Raw genomic sequence first — 17,437 nt, forward strand, 5'->3', positions numbered from 1 at the left:
TAATACGGCGGAAATTTACTGAAAAGAGATGCAGCAGCCCGCGCTTGCTTTACAATGGTTTGCGTCGATGGGGCAACGTCAGATAAGGAAAACAATGGCCACACTAAAAGATATCGCGACCGAAGCAGGCGTTTCACTGGCGACGGTTTCTCGCGTTTTAAACGACGACCCCACGCTGAACGTCAAAGAAGAGACAAAACATCGCATTCTTGAGGTGGCGGAAAAGCTGGAATATAAAAGTACCAGCTCGCGTAAGGCTCAGGTTCACACCGTAGGCCACCATCATATTCTGGCCATCTATAGCTATCAGCAGGATCTGGAAATCAACGATCCCTACTATCTGGCGATCCGCCACGGCATCGAAACGCAATGTGAGAAGCTCGGTATCGAGCTGACCAACTGCTACTTTAACAATGCGCTACCCGAGCTGAAAAAAGTGACCGGCGTTCTGATTGTCGGCCAGCCTTCGCGGGCGATTCGCGAAGCCGCCACGGCGTTAACCGACAACGTCTGCTTTATTGATTTCCATGAACCCGGCAGCAGCTATGACGCCGTCGATATCGATCTGGTGCGCATCGCCAAAGAAGTTATCGACTTTTTTATCGCCCAGGGCGCACGGCGCATCGGCTTTATTGGTGGCCAGGATGAGCCGGGTAAAGCCGACATCCGCGAAGTGGCCTTCGTCGAGTATGGCCGCCTGAAGGGGGTGGTTTCGGAAGAAGATATCTGGCGCGGAGGGTTTTCCAGCTCCTCCGGCTATGAGCTGGCAAAAACGATGCTGGCAAAAGCGGATTTCCCCACCGCGCTGTTCGTCGCGTCAGACTCTATCGCCATCGGCGTGCTGCGCGCCATACATGAACGCGGTCTCTCTATCCCGGAAGATATCTCGCTCATTAGCGTTAACGATATCCCAACCGCGCGTTTTACCTTTCCGCCGCTCTCTACGGTGCGCATTCATTCTGAAATGATGGGCAGCCAGGGCGTCAACCTGCTGGTTGAGAAAGCCCGCGATGGCCGCGCGCTGCCGCTAAACGTCTTTGTCCCCAGCGTGCTGAAGCTGCGCGGCACCACCCGCTAATCTCGTTTCTGGCGCTGAATCCTCTGCGCCTGGCTCCCGGGGGCGGCGCTTGACGCGCCTTACCCGGGCTACGGGCGCACCGCCATCTGCAAAACGTTAGCCCGGACAGATGCGCAGCATCGCCCCGGGAAATTCAGCGTCTCTGCGCCGCCTCCGGAAATATCCCTCTCCCAACGCCAACCGCAGGCGCCCGGTAACGCTCATTTTGTGATCGAGTTAAAGTAAATCACTCTCGCCGGTTTTATTTAGTAAAACTTTTACTAAAATACACCTTATCCGCTTAGTCCGTTCAGGGAGGCGATATGAATCGCTGGGAAAACCTTCAACTCACTCATGAAAACCGGCTGCCTCCGCGCGCCTATTTCTTCTCTTACGATTCGCAGGCCCAGGCGCGAACCTTCGCCCGTGAAATCAGCAGCCGCTTTCTGTCCCTTAGCGGACAGTGGAACTTCCGCTTCTTTAATAACCCGCTGCGGGTGCCGGAAGCGTTCACCTCGCAGTACATGAGCGACTGGGGACCGATCACCGTGCCGGGAATGTGGCAGATGGAAGGCCACGGCCAGCTACAGTACACCGACGAAGGCTTCCCCTTCCCGATTGACGTGCCCTACGTTCCGACCGACAACCCAACCGGCGCCTATCAGCGTATCTTTACCCTCAGCGACGGCTGGCAGGGCCAGCAGACCATCATTAAATTTGATGGCGTCGAGACCTATTTTGAAGTTTACGTTAACGGTCAGTACATCGGTTTTAGTAAAGGCAGCCGCCTGACGGCAGAGTTCGATATCAGCCGCGCGGTAAAAACCGGCGACAACCTGCTTTGCGTTCGCGTCATGCAGTGGGCGGACTCCACCTATATTGAAGATCAGGATATGTGGTGGTCGGCGGGTATTTTCCGCGACGTGTATCTGGTGGGCAAAAACCCGCTTCACGTCCAGGACTTCACTTTGCGCACCGATTTTAACGATGACTACATCGACGCCACGCTCTCCTGCCAGCTGGTGCTGGAAAATCTCAATGCGCAGCCGGGCGCAGCGACGCTGGAATACGCGCTGTTCGACGGCGAAAAGGCGCTGTATGAAGGCACAACGCAGCGCCTGACCGTCAGCGAGCAGTTGAACGTCGACTTTGCGATCGACGTGAGGGCGCCGCAGCAGTGGTCGGCGGAAAACCCGTACCTCTATCACCTGGTGATGACGCTGAAAAACGACGTCGGAGAGATTATCGAAGTCATTCCGCAGCGCGTCGGCTTTCGCGATATCAAAGTGCGCAACGGCCTGTTCTACATCAATAACCGCTACGTAATGCTGCACGGTGTTAATCGTCACGACAACGACCATCTGAAGGGCCGCGCCGTGGGGATGGATCGCGTTGAGAAAGATCTGCTGCTGATGAAGCAGCACAATATCAACTCGGTACGTACCGCCCACTATCCCAACGACCCGCGTTTCTATGAGATGTGCGACATTTACGGCCTGTTCGTGATGGCGGAAACCGATGTCGAATCCCACGGCTTCGCCAACGTCGGCAACCTGAGCGCCATCACCGATGACCCAGAATGGGAGCATATTTACGTTGAGCGGATCGTCCGCCACGTCCATGCGCAGAAAAACCATCCGTCGATCGTCATCTGGTCGCTGGGCAACGAGTCCGGCTACGGCTGCAACATTCGGGCGATGTATCACGCCGCGAAAGCGATCGATGATACGCGGCTGGTGCATTACGAAGAGGATCGTGACGCGGAGGTGGTGGATATCATCTCCACCATGTATACCCGTGTGCCGCTGATGAACGAATTCGGGGAATATCCGCATGCCAAGCCGCGAATTATCTGCGAATACGCCCATGCGATGGGCAACGGTCCCGGCGGGCTGAGCGAATACCAGAACGTATTCTATCAACATGACAGTATTCAGGGCCACTATGTGTGGGAGTGGTGCGATCACGGAATCCAGGCCACCGACGACAGCGGCGCGGTGTGGTACAAATTCGGCGGCGACTACGGCGACTATCCCAATAACTACAACTTCTGCCTCGACGGGCTGATTTTCTCCGATCAGACGCCTGGACCCGGGCTCAGAGAGTACAAGCAGGTTATCGCCCCGGTAAAAGTGCAGGCGATAAACATCCGCGAAGGCGAACTGCGCGTCGATAATAAGCTCTGGTTCTCGACCCTTGATGACTACACCCTGCGCGTGGAAGTACGCGCCGAGGGGACTACGCTTGCCAGCCAGCAGCTTAAGGTGCGCGATCTTGCGCCAAACAGCAGTCGCGATATCAAAATCGACCTGCCGGCGCTCGACGACCGCGAAACCTTCGTCAACATCATGGTGACCAAAGATTCCCGTACGCCGTACAGCGAAGCCAACCACCTAATCGCCGTCTACCAGTTCCAGCTTAAAGAGCAGACCGCAGCAAAAACACCGCTGATTAACACCAGCGCTACCTCGCTGCGCATTGCCGATGAACGTCTGAGCTACAGCATCACCGGGCACAACTTCCGCGTAGTGTTCTCGAAAGTCAGCGGCAAACTGAGCGAATGGCAGGTGAACGGCATCGACCAGGTGACCCGCGAGCCGAAGATCAACTTCTTCAAGCCGATGATTGATAACCACAAGCAGGAATACGAGGGGCTGTGGCAACCCAATCATCTGCAAATTATGCAGGAGCATCTGCGCGAATTCAGCGCCGAGCAGCGCGGTGACACGGTGATTATCACCGCCCGCAGCATCATCGCGCCGCCGGTTTTCGATTTTGGCATGCGCTGCACCTATCGCTGGCAGATTACCCCGCAGGGCCATATTAACGTTGAGCTTGCGGGTGAACGTTACGGCGACTATCCGCATATTGTGCCGTGCATCGGTTTTATGCTGGGCATTAACGGCCAGTTTGAACAGGTGAATTACTACGGTCGCGGTCCCGGCGAAAACTACGCCGACAGCCAGCAGAGCAACATCATTGACCTTTGGCGAACCACCGTGGACGACATGTTCGTGAACTATCCGTTCCCGCAGAACAACGGCAACCGGCAGCACGTACGCTGGGCCGCGTTTACCGACCGTCACGGCAGCGGTCTGATGGTGGTCCCGCGCGATCCGCTTAACATCAGCGCCTGGCACTATACGGCGGAGAATCTGCACGCCGCGCAGCACTGTAACGAACTGCACCGCAGCGATGACATCACCCTGAATATCGACGCCCGTGTGCTCGGTCTGGGGTCTAACTCTTGGGGGAGCGAGGTGCTGGATAGCTGGCGCGTCTGGCTCAAACCGTTCAACTATGGCTTTACGCTGCTGCCGCTGGAAGGCGGGAGCGCTTCCTCGCAGACGCTGGCGAATCATAGCTTTGACGCTGGTTTCTTTTCCTCCGATTCACACAGCGAGGCTGAAAAATGAGAATTCTCGATAATTTAGAACAGTTTAAGCAAATCTATCACAGCGGACGTAAATGGCAGCGCTGCGTGGAGGCCATCAATAATATCGATAATATTCAACCAGGAGTTGCCCACTCTATCGGCGATTCGCTCTCCTATCGCGTGGCAAGCGACAGCACCACGGATGCGCTGTTCGTTGGCAACCGCCGCTATTTCGAGGTGCATTACTACCTTCAGGGTCAGCAAAAAATTGAGTTTGCCGCCAAAGAGCAGCTGCAGACCGTGGCCTGCTATCGCGATGAAACCGACCGTGAATATCTCAAAGGCATCGGTGAAACCGTGCAGGTTCACGAAGGTCAGATGGTGATTTGCGATACCCATGAAGCTTATCGCTTTATCTGCGACTCGCCGGTCAAAAAGGTGGTGCTCAGAGTGACTATCGAAGACGGCTACTTCCTGAATAAGTAAGCCCGCGTGAAGCAAGATGAGGCCAGCGGGTTTATTCGTTGGCCTTCCCGGTCCCAGCCCTCAATGCGGGCCAGATCATTTTTCGGAGGACCTATGTCCGAATCAGTTCGTGCCAAAATAGGCAAATTCGCCTTACTGTCGATGGCGTTTGCCGCCGTATTTAACGTACGAAACATCGTTAATAACAACATCGAGTTAGGGCTCAGTTCCGCCCCTATCTTTCTGTTTGCCACGGTGGTCTATTTTATTCCGTTTGTGTTTATCATCGCCGAATTCGTTTCAGCGAATAAAAATTCCGAATCAGGTATGTACGCCTGGCTGAAGCAGCCTTTAGGTACCCGCGCGGCCTATCTCGGCTCGTTCCTGTACTGGTTTGTGAACCTGTTCTTTTTCCTGTCGCTGCTGCCGAACGTGGTGGCCTACGCTTCGTACGCCATTATGGGTTACGCCATTCCTTTCTCGCCGATGGTCACTTCGCTGATCTCTATCGTCCTGTTCGCCATGGCCACCCATATTTCCACCAAAGGTGCGACCTGGCTGGGAAAAATATCCGAATGCGTAGCGTATGGCGTTTTCGCGCTATTTGCGATTTACGTGGTCGGCGCTTTTACCGCGCTGGGCGCAGGCCATGTTCCCGCGCAGCCGATTACGCTGCACGCCATGGCGCCTACCATCAACTGGGCGACGCTGGGGATCATGTGCTGGATTTTCCAGGCGGCTGGCGGGGCTGAAACCGTCGCCGCGTACCTGAACGACACTAAAGGCGGGCAGAAATCGTTTATTAAAGTCATCATCACCGCCGGGATCCTGATTGGCGGCATGTACGCGCTGGGATCTTTGCTGGTCAACGTCTTTGTGGCACGTGAAGATCTAACCTATGCGGCCGGTATGGTGGAAATTTTCACCGGTCTCGGCGCTTATTTCCATATTTCGGAAGCGCTGATGGGCCGCTTCGTCGGCATTATTCTGTTTATCGCCATTTTCGGCAGCATGATGATGTGGACCGCCGCACCGGTAAAAATTCACTTCTCGGAAATTCCTGCGGGCATCTATGGCAAAAAAACTACCGAACTGAACGTCCACGGCGTGCCGGTGCGCGCTGCCTGGTGGCAATTTCTCTTCGTCTTCTTGATGCTCATCGTGAACGGTTTCGGCTCCGCCAGCGTTCAGCAAATGATGAACACCGCGATTAACCTGACCGCGGGTACCGCGATGCTACCGCCGCTGTTTATCATGGCCGCCTACTTTGTTTTCCGCTGGAAACATGACGATACGCCGCGCGACTTCCGCATGGGTTCAAGAAAGGTTGGGATGGCCGTGGTGTCGATGCTTATCGTTATTTTCCTGGTCAGCATGACCGCCTCCGCTTTCCCGCCAGGAGTCGACCTGGTGAATGCCTTCTTCATTAACGTCTTTATGACCGCAGTCTTCTCCGGGCTCGCATGGTGGTGGATAACCCGCTTTGAGAAAAAACAGCGCAAGAACCAACATACACCCCTGAAATCAGCGGCAAATACGGTGAAATAAGCCACCGTTGCTCCCGCCAGCGGGATATCCCTGGCGGGATTTTTTTACCCACAAGCCAAGCTCTGTCACCCGACCATTTTCGTGATCGAGTTAAAGCAATTCATTTTTACCGCTTTTATTTACTAAATATTTTACTAAAATTAACCACGATACTTAACTACCTCTACCCTACAAACAACACAATCCCCTTCGGCCATTCTCTGAAGGACAATGTGTGGAGATGTGTTATGTCTGATATCAAACGTAATACCATCGGCAAGTTCGGCCTGCTGTCGCTGACCTTCGCTGCCGTCTTCAGTTTTAACAACGTGATCAATAACAATATTGAGCTGGGACTGGCCTCTGCTCCGATGTTCTTCCTCGCTACCCTGCTCTATTTCGTTCCTTTCTGTCTGATCATCGCGGAATTCGTTTCGCTGAATAAAAACTCTGAAGCGGGCGTTTATGCCTGGGTGAAAAGCTCGCTGGGCGGACGTTGGGCTTTTATTACCGCCTATACCTACTGGTTTGTGAATCTGTTCTTTTTTACCTCACTGCTGCCGAGGGTCATCGCGTATGCCTCCTACGCCTTCCTCGGCTACGAGTACATTCTGACCCCCGTCGCCACCACGATGTTGAGCATGGCGCTGTTCGCCCTGTCGACCTGGGTGTCCACCAACGGCGCAAAAATGCTGGGTCCTATTACCTCGGTGACCTCGTCGTTAATGCTGCTGCTGACGCTTTCCTACATTCTGCTTTCCGGCAGCGCGCTGGCGGGCGGTATTCAGCCGGCGGATCCGATTACCGTGGATGCGATGATCCCGAACTTCAACTGGGCGTTCCTCGGCATCACCACCTGGATCTTTATGGCTGCCGGCGGAGCTGAGTCCGTCGCGGTGTACGTCAATGACGTGAAAGGCGGATCGAAATCCTTCGTTAAGGTCATCATCCTCGCCGGGATCGTAATTGGCGTGCTGTACTCTATTTCCTCGGTGCTGATTAACGTGTTTATCAGCAGCAAAGAGCTGAAATATACCGGCGGATCGGTACAGGTCTTCCACGGTATGGCGGTCTGGTTTGGCCTGCCGGAAATCGTGGTCAACCGTTTTGTCGGCCTGGTCTCCTTTACCGCCATGTTTGGTTCGTTATTAATGTGGACCGCGACGCCGGTCAAAATCTTTTTCTCCGAAATCCCGGCCGGAATATTTGGTAAAAAAACCGTCGAGCTCAATCAAAACGGCGTACCGGCGCGCGCGGCGTGGATTCAGTTCCTGATTGTGATTCCACTGATGATTATCCCGATGATGGGTTCCAGTACCGTGCAGGATTTAATGAACACCATTATCAACATGACCGCCGCCGCCTCAATGCTGCCGCCGCTGTTTATCATGCTGGCGTACCTCAACCTGCGCCGCAGGCTCGATCACCTACCGCGCGATTTTAAAATGGGCTCGCGCGCAACCGGCATTACGGTGGTTTCCATGCTGATTGTTATTTTCTCCATTGGCTTCGTCGCCTCAACGTTCCCGACCGGCGGCAATATTTTGACCATTATTTTTTATAACGTCGGCGGCATTGTTATCTTTCTCGGATTTGCGTGGTGGAAATACAGCCAATACGTGAAGGGATTAACTCAGGAAGAAAAAAGAATTGAAGCGGCGCCAGCCTCTGACGCGTCATAAGCCATTTTACTTAAAACAATAAACCCCAATACCTCTTAATAACACGATGAAAAATAATAATTCGATTTACGGGGCGCTTGCCGCCCTGGCCTTCTGCACACCTGCCGTAGCGGCCGATTTTGCTCACCCGGCGGAACATGATGACATGAAAACGCCTGAATTGAGCGCCACTTCATACCGTTTTTACGGTGAATTGGGGGTCGGCGGATATATGGATTTAGAAGGCGAGGATAAACATAAATATAGCGATGGCACTTATATTGAAGGCGGGCTGGAAATAAAGCACGGCAGCTGGTTTGGCTTAATTTATGGCGAAGGTTGGACGGTTCAGGCCGATCGTCAGGGTAATGCCTGGGTACCGGACCACGGCTGGGGTGGATTTGAAGGCGGAATAAACCGCCTCTACGGGGGATATAAAACCGAGAGCAGCACCGAAATTATGCTCAGCCTGCGCCAGGACTCCTCGCTCGACGATCTGCAGTGGTGGGGCGATTTCACGCCCGATCTCGGCTACGTGATCCCCAATACCCGCGACATTATGTACGCACTCAAGGTGCAGAACCTGGCGGGAGATTTTCGCTATAGCGTGACCGCCACGCCGTCCGGGCACCACGATGAAAGCAAAGCGTGGCTCCACTTCGGCAAATACGACCGCTACGACGATAAATATACCTACCCAGCGATGGTTAACGGCTACGTCCAGTACGATATCGCCAAAGAGGTCACCTGGATGAACGGTCTGGAGGTGACCGATGGTACCGGACAGCTGTTTTTAACCGGTATTCTCACTCCCAACCTCGCCGCCCGCGCCTGGCACCATACCGGGCGCGCCAGGGGAAAAGACGTGCCGGGAACGGAAACCGGCTTTATGGCCAGCGCCATGTATGAAGCGCTCAAGGGCGTGTATCTCTCCACCGCCTATAGCTACGCCAAACACCGCCCGGATCGCGCTGCCGAGGAAACCACCTCGTTTATGCAGTTCGGCGTCTGGTACGAGTACGGAGGCGGACGTTTTGCCACCGCTGCGGACAGCCGCTTCTACATGAAAAACGCCTCCGGCGACCCGAGCGATCAGGTTTTCCTGATGCAATATTTCTACTGGTAAAAAGGGATATCAATACCGTGAAAATCATCACCACTCTGACGCCGCTGGCCTGCGCCCTGCTGCTAAGCTTTTCCGCCCACGCGCTCACTGCGGATGACTTTAAAAATGTTATCAACCGCAGCGGCGCGCCGCAGGCGATGCAGGATTTTGATTACGATGATCACCAGCGCTTCAACCCGTTTTTTGATTTGGGCGCATGGCATGGGCATCTGCTGCCGGACGGTCCGGCCACCATGGGCAGCTTTCCGGGGCCCGCCCTGCTCACCGAGGAGTACATCAACTTTATGGCGACCCATTTCGATCGCCTGACGGTGTACCAGAACGGCAAAAAAGTCGCCTTCACCCTGCAGGCCTGGAGCCTGCCCGGGGCGCTGGCGCAAACGCTCTCCGCGCCCGGCGTACGGGTCGAGATGACCCTGCGCTTTGCCAGCGCCCACACCTCTTTACTGGAGACTAAAATCACCAGCAGCGGTCCGCTTAAGCTGGTCTGGGACGGCGAGCTGCTGGAGAAGCTCTCCGCCAAAGAGGGGAAACCGCAGTCAACGCAAACCATCGACCAGGCTTTCCCGGACTATCAGCGCCGCCTGAGCGCGACCCACGACGGTCTGACCGTCAGCTTCGGCAAAGTCCGCTCAGCATCGGATTTAATGACCTCCGGCGAATCGCAGTATCAGATCCATCGCTCCCTGCCGACGGTCACCCAAATCGACGGCCATCGATTTACCAGCAGCGCGCACATCAACGGCTCGACCACGCTTTATACCACCTACTCGCACCTGCTGAACGCCGAGCAGGTTCGTCTCGAGAAAGCGCAAATCCGCGATATTCTGGCGCGACCGGCGCACTATCTGCGCGCTTCCGAGGCGCGCTGGAACGGCTATCTGCAAAAGGGGCTGACTAACCCTGACGCCACTGAGCAACAAACCCGGGTGGCGGTGAAAGCGATCGAAACCCTTAACGGCAACTGGCGCGCGCCGGGCGGCGCCGTTGAGCACAACACCGTCACGCCATCGGTAACCGGGCGCTGGTTCTCCGGCAACCAGACCTGGCCGTGGGATACCTGGAAGCAGGCCTACGCTATGGCCCACTTCAACCCGGAGATCGCGAAAGAGAACATCCGCGCCGTCTTCTCCTGGCAGATTGCCGCCGACGATAAAGTGCGTCCACAGGATGCCGGGTTCATTCCGGATCTGATCGCCTGGAACCTGAGCCCGGAGCGCGGCGGCGACGGCAGCAACTGGAACGAGCGAAATACCAAACCGAGCCTGGCGGCCTGGTCGGTGATGGAAGTCTATAACGTCACCAAAGATAAAGCCTGGCTGGCGGAGATGTATCCGAAGCTGGTGGCCTACCATGGCTGGTGGCTGCGCAACCGCGACCACAACGGCAACGGCGTGCCTGAGTACGGCGCGACCCGCGATAAAGCGCACAACACCGCCGACGGCGCGATGCTGTTTACCGTGAAAAAGGGCGATAAAGAATGGACGCTTTCCGGCCTGAAAACCTACGAGCAGGTGACGGCGAAAGGCGATTACGACAGTCTGGAGATCCCGGCGCAGGTGGCCGCCTCCTGGGAGTCGGGGCGCGATGACGCGGCTGTTTTCGGCTTTATCGATAAAGATCAGCTGGATAAGTACATCGCCGGCGGCGGTAAGCGTAGCGACTGGGCGGTGAAATTTGCTGAAAACCGGGGTAAGAACGGCAGCCTGCTCGGCTATTCGCTGTTGCAGGAGTCGGTCGATCAGGCCAGCTACATGTACAGCGACAACCACTATCTGGCGGAAATGGCGACCCTTCTCGGCAAGCCGGAGGAGGCAAAACGCTACCGGGCGCTGGCGCAAAAGCTCGCCGACTATATCAACACCTGCATGTTCGACCCGCAGAGCAAATTCTATTATGACATTCGCATTGAAGCGCAGCCGCTGGCAAACGGCTGTGCCGGTAGGCCGATCGTCGAGCGCGGCAAAGGGCCGGAGGGCTGGTCGCCGCTGTTCAACGGCGCGGCCACTCAGGCGCATGCCGATGACGTCATTTCGGTGATGCTGGACGCCAAAGAGTTCAACACTTTCGTACCGCTGGGTACCGCCGCATTAACGAATCCGGCGTTTGGCGCGGATATTTACTGGCGCGGCCGCGTGTGGGTGGACCAGTTCTGGTTCGGTCTGAAAGGGATGGAGCGCTACGGCCACCGCGAAGAGGCGCTGCAGCTGGCGGACGCCTTCTTCAGGCACGCCCGGGGTCTAACCTCCGATGGCCCGATTCAGGAGAACTACAATCCGCTCACCGGCGCTCAGCAGGGCGCGCCGAACTTCTCCTGGAGCGCGGCGCATCTGTACATGCTGTATAACGACTTTTTCCGTAAGCCATAGGATATTGCCCTCACCCTCTCCCACAGGGAGAGGGAACTGTCCAACCCCCTATTTAACAGATGGCTCCTCTTTTTCCCCTCTTCCCGTGGGTGAGGACTCGTCTTACGCCTCCGGCAGCAGGCCGATAAAGCTGCGCTTCTGCCGCGGCTGCGACATTAGCTCCTCCAGCTTCGCCACGCAGGCCAGATAGTGCGGGGTTTTCTTGTGCGCCAGCACCGCTTCATCATCTTTATAGGCTTCATAGATAAAAAAGCGCGTCTTCACCTCCGGGTCCTGCAGGACATCAAAGCGAAGATTGCCCGGCTCCTGCAGCGCCCCTTCGTGGTTGGCGCGGAACACCTCAAGAAACTCGTCGACCCGTTCCGGTTTGATATTGATTTCCACCAGCGTTACGTTCATTGCAGCTCTCCCTGTTTTTCCTCCTGCCAGAACTGATACGCCTCACGGGCGCTTAAGTTCTCATGCACCACTTTTTTCACCGCCTTGAGCATCGCGCGCGGCGCGCTGGACTGGAAGATATTCCGCCCCATATCCACGCCGGAAGCCCCCTGGTCGATCGCCCGCCAGCACATCTCCAGCGCCTCCTGCTCCGGCAGCTTTTTGCCCCCGGCGATGACGATCGGCACCGGGCAGCTGGCGGTGACTTTCTCAAAGCCTTCCTCAACAAAGTAGGTTTTCACGAACTGCGCCCCCATTTCAGCGGCAATGCGGCTGGCCAGCGAAAAGTAGCGGGCGTCGCGGGTCATCTCTTTGCCCACCCCGGTTACCGCCAGCACCGGCATACCGTAGCGGTTGCCGGCGTCCACCAGCTTGATGATGTTGTTGATCGACTGATGCTCATGTTCGCTGCCGATATAGACCTGCGCCGCCACCGCGCAGACGTTCAGGCGCAGCGCGTCCTCCATCGCCACCGCCACGCACTCGTTGGAAAGTTCGCTGAGGATCGAGTTGCCGCCGGAAGCGCGCAGCACCACCGGTTTGTTGGTCGCCGCCGGCACCTGGCTACGCAGCACGCCGCGGGTACACATCAGCACGTCGGTCTCCTCAAACAGCGGCGCGATAGAGAGATCGATCCGCTCCAGCCCGGTAGTCGGCCCCTGAAAATAGCCGTGGTCGAACGCCAGCATCACCGTACGGTTGCTCTGCGGGTTGAAGATACGCGCCAGCCGCGATTGCATCCCCCACTCCAGCGAACCGCAGCCCTTCAGCGTGTAGAGCGTGTTCTGCTGCGGACGGTCTAAGCCGAAGTTTTTTCCCTCTTTGATATCGTCTAAATCAGCCATCTCATCCTCCATCAGAAATCGTAGTTATTGATATTCTCTTTGGTGAACACCACCCGCTCCGGCAGCAGCACGATGCCGTTGCCTTTCGCTTCATACTGGTAGCCCTGCACGCTGTTGGGCTCGACTTTCAGGGCGCCAAGATCTTTCACATCGACGCTGTCGCCGACGTTCAGATCGCCCTTTTTCAGCAGACGATCGGCGACGTTAACCGCGATCTTACCCTGCTGCACCACGTCCCACAGACCGAAGGCTTTTACCGTGCCGCGCTCCACGTAGGGGCGCATCACGTTCGGGGTACTAAAGCCGACAATCGCCACGCCCTGGCGCTTGAGGTTCTCTGCCGCCTGGGCGGCCGCCGGTAGCGCGTTGGCATCCGGAGCGATAATGGCGTCGAGATCCGGGTACGCTTTTAAGATCCCCTCGGCGGTTTGCAGCGATTTAGTGGCGTCGTTATAGCCAAACTGGGTGGTCACCACTTCCCACTGCGGATGCGCTTTTTCGATTTTGGCCTTCGCCTCTTTTACCCACTGGTTCTGGTCGGTCACCGTCGGGCTGGAGTAGAAAAACGCCACTTTGGCGGTAGGCTTCGTCACCTGCTTTTCCGCCATCGCCACCAGCAGACCGCCGAGCTGCTGCGGCGTCCCCTGATTGATATAGATGCTGCGGCACTCCGGTTTGGTATCGGAGTCCCAGGTCAGGACCTTGACCCCGCGCTGCATCGCCCGCTTCAGCGCCGGGCACAGGCCGTCCGGCGATACGGCGGAGACGATAATCGCGTTGTAGCCCTGGTTGACGAAGTTGTTGATCAGCTGTACCTGGCCGGAAACGCTCGGTTCGGTCGGGCCGTCGTAGGTGACGTCCACGCCGAGCGCTTTGCCCGCCTCTTTCGCGCCGTTGCCGCCGCTGGTAAAGAAACCGACGCCGACCAGCTTAGGAATAAAGGCGATGCGGTCAGCCGCCTGGGCCGATGCCATACCCAGCGCCATTGCCAGCACGATCAGTTTTGTTTTCATTTTTATGCTCCGATTGTTTTACGCGAGAAAAGACGCCGCCAGCTCATCCGCACCCATTCACGGTGCAGACTCAGCGAACGCCCCATCACCACCACAACCAACAGCGCCCCTGACAGCGCGCTCGACACCTGGTTGGGGATGCCGACCATTTGCAAACCTTGTTGTAAATAGCCCACCAGCAGCGCGGCCAGCGCCGTGCCGATGATCGAGCCGGAACCACCGTAGATATTGGCCCCGCCGAGTACCGCGGCGGTCAGCGCGGGCATCAGCAGGTCGCGGCCTAAGTCCGAGCGCGCCGAGCCGAAATAGGAGACCATCACCAGCGCCGCCACTGCCGACGCCACGCCCACCAGGCCATACAGCGCGTAGGGCATCCCGTTAACGGAAAGCGCGGCGTAGCGCGCGGCGCGCGGGTTCTGGCCAAGCAGAAAAAGGTGCCGCCCAAAGCGCCCGCGGTGGGCCAGCAGCCAGAAGAAAAAGGTGATAATAGCGAACAGCACCAGCGGTATAGGCAGGCCGAACAGGGTCAAATTGGCGAAGGCGGTAAAGCTATCCGGGAATCCGCCGATGCCTTCGTAGCCGGTCGCCCCGGCCATGCCCGACAGCAGCAGCGCGCCGCCGCCGTAGAGGTACAAGGTGCCAAGGGTAATCACCAGCGGGCTAATGCCGGTGTAGTGAATCAGCGCCGCGTTCAGCAGCCCGCACAACAGGCCGAGCAGCAGCGTCAGGGGGATCGCGAGGCTCATTGGCCAGCCCGCCTGCATCATCACCCCCAGCGCGATGGCGCACAGGCCGATAGTGGAACCGAGCGAAATATCAATCCCGCCGCTGATGATCACCAGCGTCAGCGGCAGCGCCACGATGCCAATGCAGATAAAATCGCTGGTGCTGAACAGCAGCATATTGAGATCCAGCATGCGCGGATTCAGGGCGCCAAACAGCAGGATCTCCAGCACAAGTAACGCCAGCAGCGCGCTTTCCCAGTTGAGCTTCATTTACGCCACCTCTTTGTTTTTGCGTTGGGGAAACGGGGCCACGCGCTTGCCCCCTTTGTTGCCGGGCTGAAAGCGGCTGTACTTCAGCGCCCGCTGATGGCGGGCCAGCGCCTGACGCAGACGCCCGTCGAGCACCAGTACGCCGAGCAGGACCAGGCCGGCGATGAAGTCGTTCCACCACGCCGGGAGACGGAACAGCACCAGCACGGTATCGATTTGGGTGAGGAAGAAGGCGCCGAGAAAAGCGCCGAGCAGCGTGCCGGTACCGCCAAGCAGCGAGATCCCGCCGAGCACGCAGGCGGCGATGGCCTTCATCTCCAGGCCGCTGCCGGTCTGATTGGGCACAAAGCCAATCTGCGCGGCGAACACAATCCCGGCACAGGCCGCCAGCATACCGTTAAGGGTGAATGCCAGCATCCGCGTGCGGTTCACCGCCACCCCGAGCTGGCGGGCCGCGGCGAGGTTATCGCCAACGGCGTAAAAATCGCGGCCAAAGGCGGTGCGCGACAGTATCCAGCCGCCCGCCAGCAGCAGCGCCAGCACCAGCCAGCCCAGCGGCGAAATGCCGATGAACGCCGGTTCCGACAGCGCCTTCAGGCTGTTCGGCAAGCCTTCAATCCACTTGCCGCCGGTCCACAGCAGCATCACTCCGCGATAAAGCCCGAGAGTGCCGAGGGTGGCGACAATCGCCGGTATCCGCAGCCCCACCACCAGAAGACCGTTAAAGGCGCCGGCCAGCGCGCCGATCGCCAGCGCGAAGGCGATAGCGGTCATCAGGCCATAGCCGCTATTCAGCGCCACCCCCACCGCGATAGCGCTCAGGCCGACGGTGGACCCCACCGAAACGTCAATATTGCGGGTCAGCATCACCAGGGTTGCCCCCAGCGCCAGCAGGCAGAGGATCTGCGAACTGGCGAAGATCATGCCCAGGGTCTGTAAGCTGAAATAGGCCGGGTTGAGCGCCACCAGCCCGGCAAACAGCACCACGATGGCGAGAAAGGCGCTCAGTTCGCGATTTTTCAGTAACGTTTTCATGCCTGCCCTCCGAAGGCCAGGGTCATCATCCGGTCAACGCTGACCGCTTGCTGCGCCAGCTCGCCGCTCTGCCTGCCCTGATGCATCACCAGTACCCGGTCGGCCAGGCCGACGAACTCGTCGAGATCGCTGGAGATCATCAGCACCGCCACGTTTTGCGCGGCGACGCTTTTCAGCAGCTGATAGATATCAGCGCGGGCGGAAACGTCGACGCCGCGCGTTGGCTCATCAACGATCAGCAGCAGCGGGTTAGCTTCCAGGCAGCGCGCCAGCAGCACTTTCTGCTGATTGCCGCCGGAGAGCGTACGCACCGGGCGATCGCCATCGGCCATTTTGATCCCCAACGCCCGGTGATAGCGCTCAACCACCGCCGCTTCGCGCCTGTTCTGCTGCCACAGCGATGGCTGGTTAAACATCACCGTGTTCCAGCGCACCGGCGCATCGAGAAACAGCCCGGAAACCTGCCGATCCTCCGGCAAATAGACCAGTCCGCCGGCCAGCCTGGCGCGTGTACTGTCGCGGCTGATATCGCGGTTCTCCAGCCACACCCGCCCGGCGCGCGCCGGCCTGAGACCGTAGAGCGTTTCGGCGAATTCGGTTCGCCCGGAGCCGACCAGCCCGGCGAGGCCGACGATCTCTCCGGCACGGATCTCCAGGCTGAGATCGATAAATCCCTCCCCGGTGAGCTCCTCCACCCGCAGCACCGGGAAATCCTGCGCCTGGGTGCGGCGATTACCCGGCAACGCCAGCCACAGCTTTTGCGTGTCGCTCAGCGCGCGATCGCGGCTGACCGGCGTCATCGCGCCGATCAGCTGATTGTCGCCGTACTGCGCGGTCTCTCCGCTCAGCACCACCGCGCCATCGCGCATTACCGAGACGTGGCTGGCGACCTGGCGGATCTCCGGCAGTTTGTGCGAGATAAACACGATCCCGACGCCGAGCGCCTGTAAAGAGCGGATCTGACGGAACAGACGTTCGGTTTCCCCCGGGGTTAATGAAGCCGTGGGCTCATCGAGGATCAAGATCTGCGCGTCGCGCATCAACCCGCGCAGGATCTCCACCATTTGTTGATCGGCGACTTCCAGAGTGCTGGCCGCCGCCTCAAGGTTGAGCTGGCAGTTGAGCTGCTGAAGCTTTTCCCGCAGGCGGGTCTCGTTATCGGCCCGCTTCGGCAGACGAAAAAGAATATTTTCCCGCACCGTCAGATTGGGGAATAACATCGGTTCCTGCGGCACCAGATACACACCCTGCTGATGGGCCTGGGCGGGAGTGAGGCGCGCAAACGCGCGTTCGCCGAGGATAAGCTCACCGCTGTCGGGCGTTTCCACGCCGGCGATAATCTTCATCAGCGTCGATTTCCCGGCGCCGTTGCCGCCCATCAACGCGTGTACCTGGCCGGAAAGCAGCGTGAAATCAATCTGCTTCAGCACGGTGACGCCGGAGAACTGTTTGCAGATTTGGCGAGCTTTAAGCAGTGGCTTCATCATCGCGCCTCGTTTTGAACAAAAGATTTTTTAAATTAATAATGTT

13 protein-coding genes are annotated in these 17,437 nt (G+C 57.7%); 7 read left to right on the top strand and 6 right to left on the bottom strand.

What is annotated here, in order from left to right; translation table 11 throughout:
• Positions 1 to 94 precede the first annotated feature (94 nt).
• From ebgR to ygjK, 7 genes are all read left to right on the top strand, one after another.
• A complete protein-coding gene (gene ebgR, locus IYV58_RS23875) occupies positions 95 to 1,078 on the top strand; it encodes a transcriptional regulator EbgR (protein WP_004125422.1) in 984 nt (327 codons plus the stop codon).
• A gap of 302 nt (positions 1,079 to 1,380) precedes the next feature.
• A complete protein-coding gene (gene ebgA / locus IYV58_RS23880) occupies positions 1,381 to 4,473 on the top strand; it encodes a beta-galactosidase subunit alpha (protein WP_139529346.1) in 3,093 nt (1,030 codons plus the stop codon).
• Complete coding sequence (locus IYV58_RS23885) at positions 4,470 to 4,919, top strand: beta-galactosidase subunit beta (RefSeq protein ID WP_004125430.1); 450 nt, start codon at positions 4,470 to 4,472, stop codon at positions 4,917 to 4,919. The genes ebgA and IYV58_RS23885 overlap by 4 nt, the downstream gene beginning before the upstream one ends.
• A gap of 93 nt (positions 4,920 to 5,012) precedes the next feature.
• On the top strand, positions 5,013 to 6,446 hold the full coding sequence (locus IYV58_RS23890; RefSeq protein ID WP_004125433.1) for an amino acid permease: 1,434 nt from the start codon (positions 5,013 to 5,015) through the stop codon (positions 6,444 to 6,446).
• Between the two features lie 227 nt (positions 6,447 to 6,673).
• Complete coding sequence (locus IYV58_RS23895; RefSeq protein WP_195729301.1) at positions 6,674 to 8,107, top strand: amino acid permease; 1,434 nt, start codon at positions 6,674 to 6,676, stop codon at positions 8,105 to 8,107.
• Between the two features lie 46 nt (positions 8,108 to 8,153).
• Complete coding sequence (ygjJ, locus tag IYV58_RS23900) at positions 8,154 to 9,212, top strand: protein YgjJ (protein ID WP_004125437.1); 1,059 nt, start codon at positions 8,154 to 8,156, stop codon at positions 9,210 to 9,212.
• A gap of 17 nt (positions 9,213 to 9,229) precedes the next feature.
• Positions 9,230 to 11,581 carry an alpha-glucosidase gene (ygjK, locus tag IYV58_RS23905; protein WP_142445266.1) on the top strand — a complete coding sequence of 784 codons (2,352 nt, stop codon included), beginning with the start codon at positions 9,230 to 9,232 and terminating at the stop codon, positions 11,579 to 11,581.
• Positions 11,582 to 11,683: 102 nt separating this feature from the next.
• On the opposite strand, the gene lsrG is transcribed toward ygjK, so the two are convergent.
• The 6 genes from lsrG to lsrA are packed head-to-tail and all read right to left on the bottom strand — an operon-like array spanning position 11,684 to position 17,391.
• A complete protein-coding gene (gene lsrG, locus IYV58_RS23910; RefSeq protein WP_049113930.1) occupies positions 11,684 to 11,980 on the bottom strand; it encodes a (4S)-4-hydroxy-5-phosphonooxypentane-2,3-dione isomerase in 297 nt (98 codons plus the stop codon).
• Positions 11,977 to 12,864, bottom strand: coding sequence for a 3-hydroxy-5-phosphonooxypentane-2,4-dione thiolase (lsrF, locus tag IYV58_RS23915; protein WP_004125444.1), 888 nt, complete (start codon positions 12,862 to 12,864; stop codon positions 11,977 to 11,979). Before lsrF ends, lsrG begins: the two co-directional genes overlap by 4 nt.
• Before the next feature lie 11 nt (positions 12,865 to 12,875).
• On the bottom strand, positions 12,876 to 13,877 hold the full coding sequence (lsrB, locus tag IYV58_RS23920; RefSeq protein ID WP_087828352.1) for an autoinducer 2 ABC transporter substrate-binding protein LsrB: 1,002 nt from the start codon (positions 13,875 to 13,877) through the stop codon (positions 12,876 to 12,878).
• A 2-nt stretch (positions 13,878 to 13,879) separates the two neighbouring features.
• Complete coding sequence (lsrD, locus tag IYV58_RS23925) at positions 13,880 to 14,872, bottom strand: autoinducer 2 ABC transporter permease LsrD (RefSeq protein ID WP_087828351.1); 993 nt, start codon at positions 14,870 to 14,872, stop codon at positions 13,880 to 13,882.
• The gene (lsrC, locus tag IYV58_RS23930; RefSeq protein ID WP_004125452.1) at positions 14,873 to 15,907 is read right to left on the bottom strand and encodes an autoinducer 2 ABC transporter permease LsrC; all 1,035 of its coding nucleotides are present in this window, start codon (positions 15,905 to 15,907) and stop codon (positions 14,873 to 14,875) included.
• Complete coding sequence (gene lsrA, locus IYV58_RS23935) at positions 15,904 to 17,391, bottom strand: autoinducer 2 ABC transporter ATP-binding protein LsrA (protein ID WP_142446975.1); 1,488 nt, start codon at positions 17,389 to 17,391, stop codon at positions 15,904 to 15,906. The genes lsrC and lsrA overlap by 4 nt, the downstream gene beginning before the upstream one ends.
• Positions 17,392 to 17,437 lie beyond the last annotated feature (46 nt).

The sequence above is a fragment of the Klebsiella sp. BDA134-6 genome (genome assembly GCF_015601345.1).
Lineage (GTDB): Bacteria > Pseudomonadota > Gammaproteobacteria > Enterobacterales > Enterobacteriaceae > Klebsiella > Klebsiella grimontii.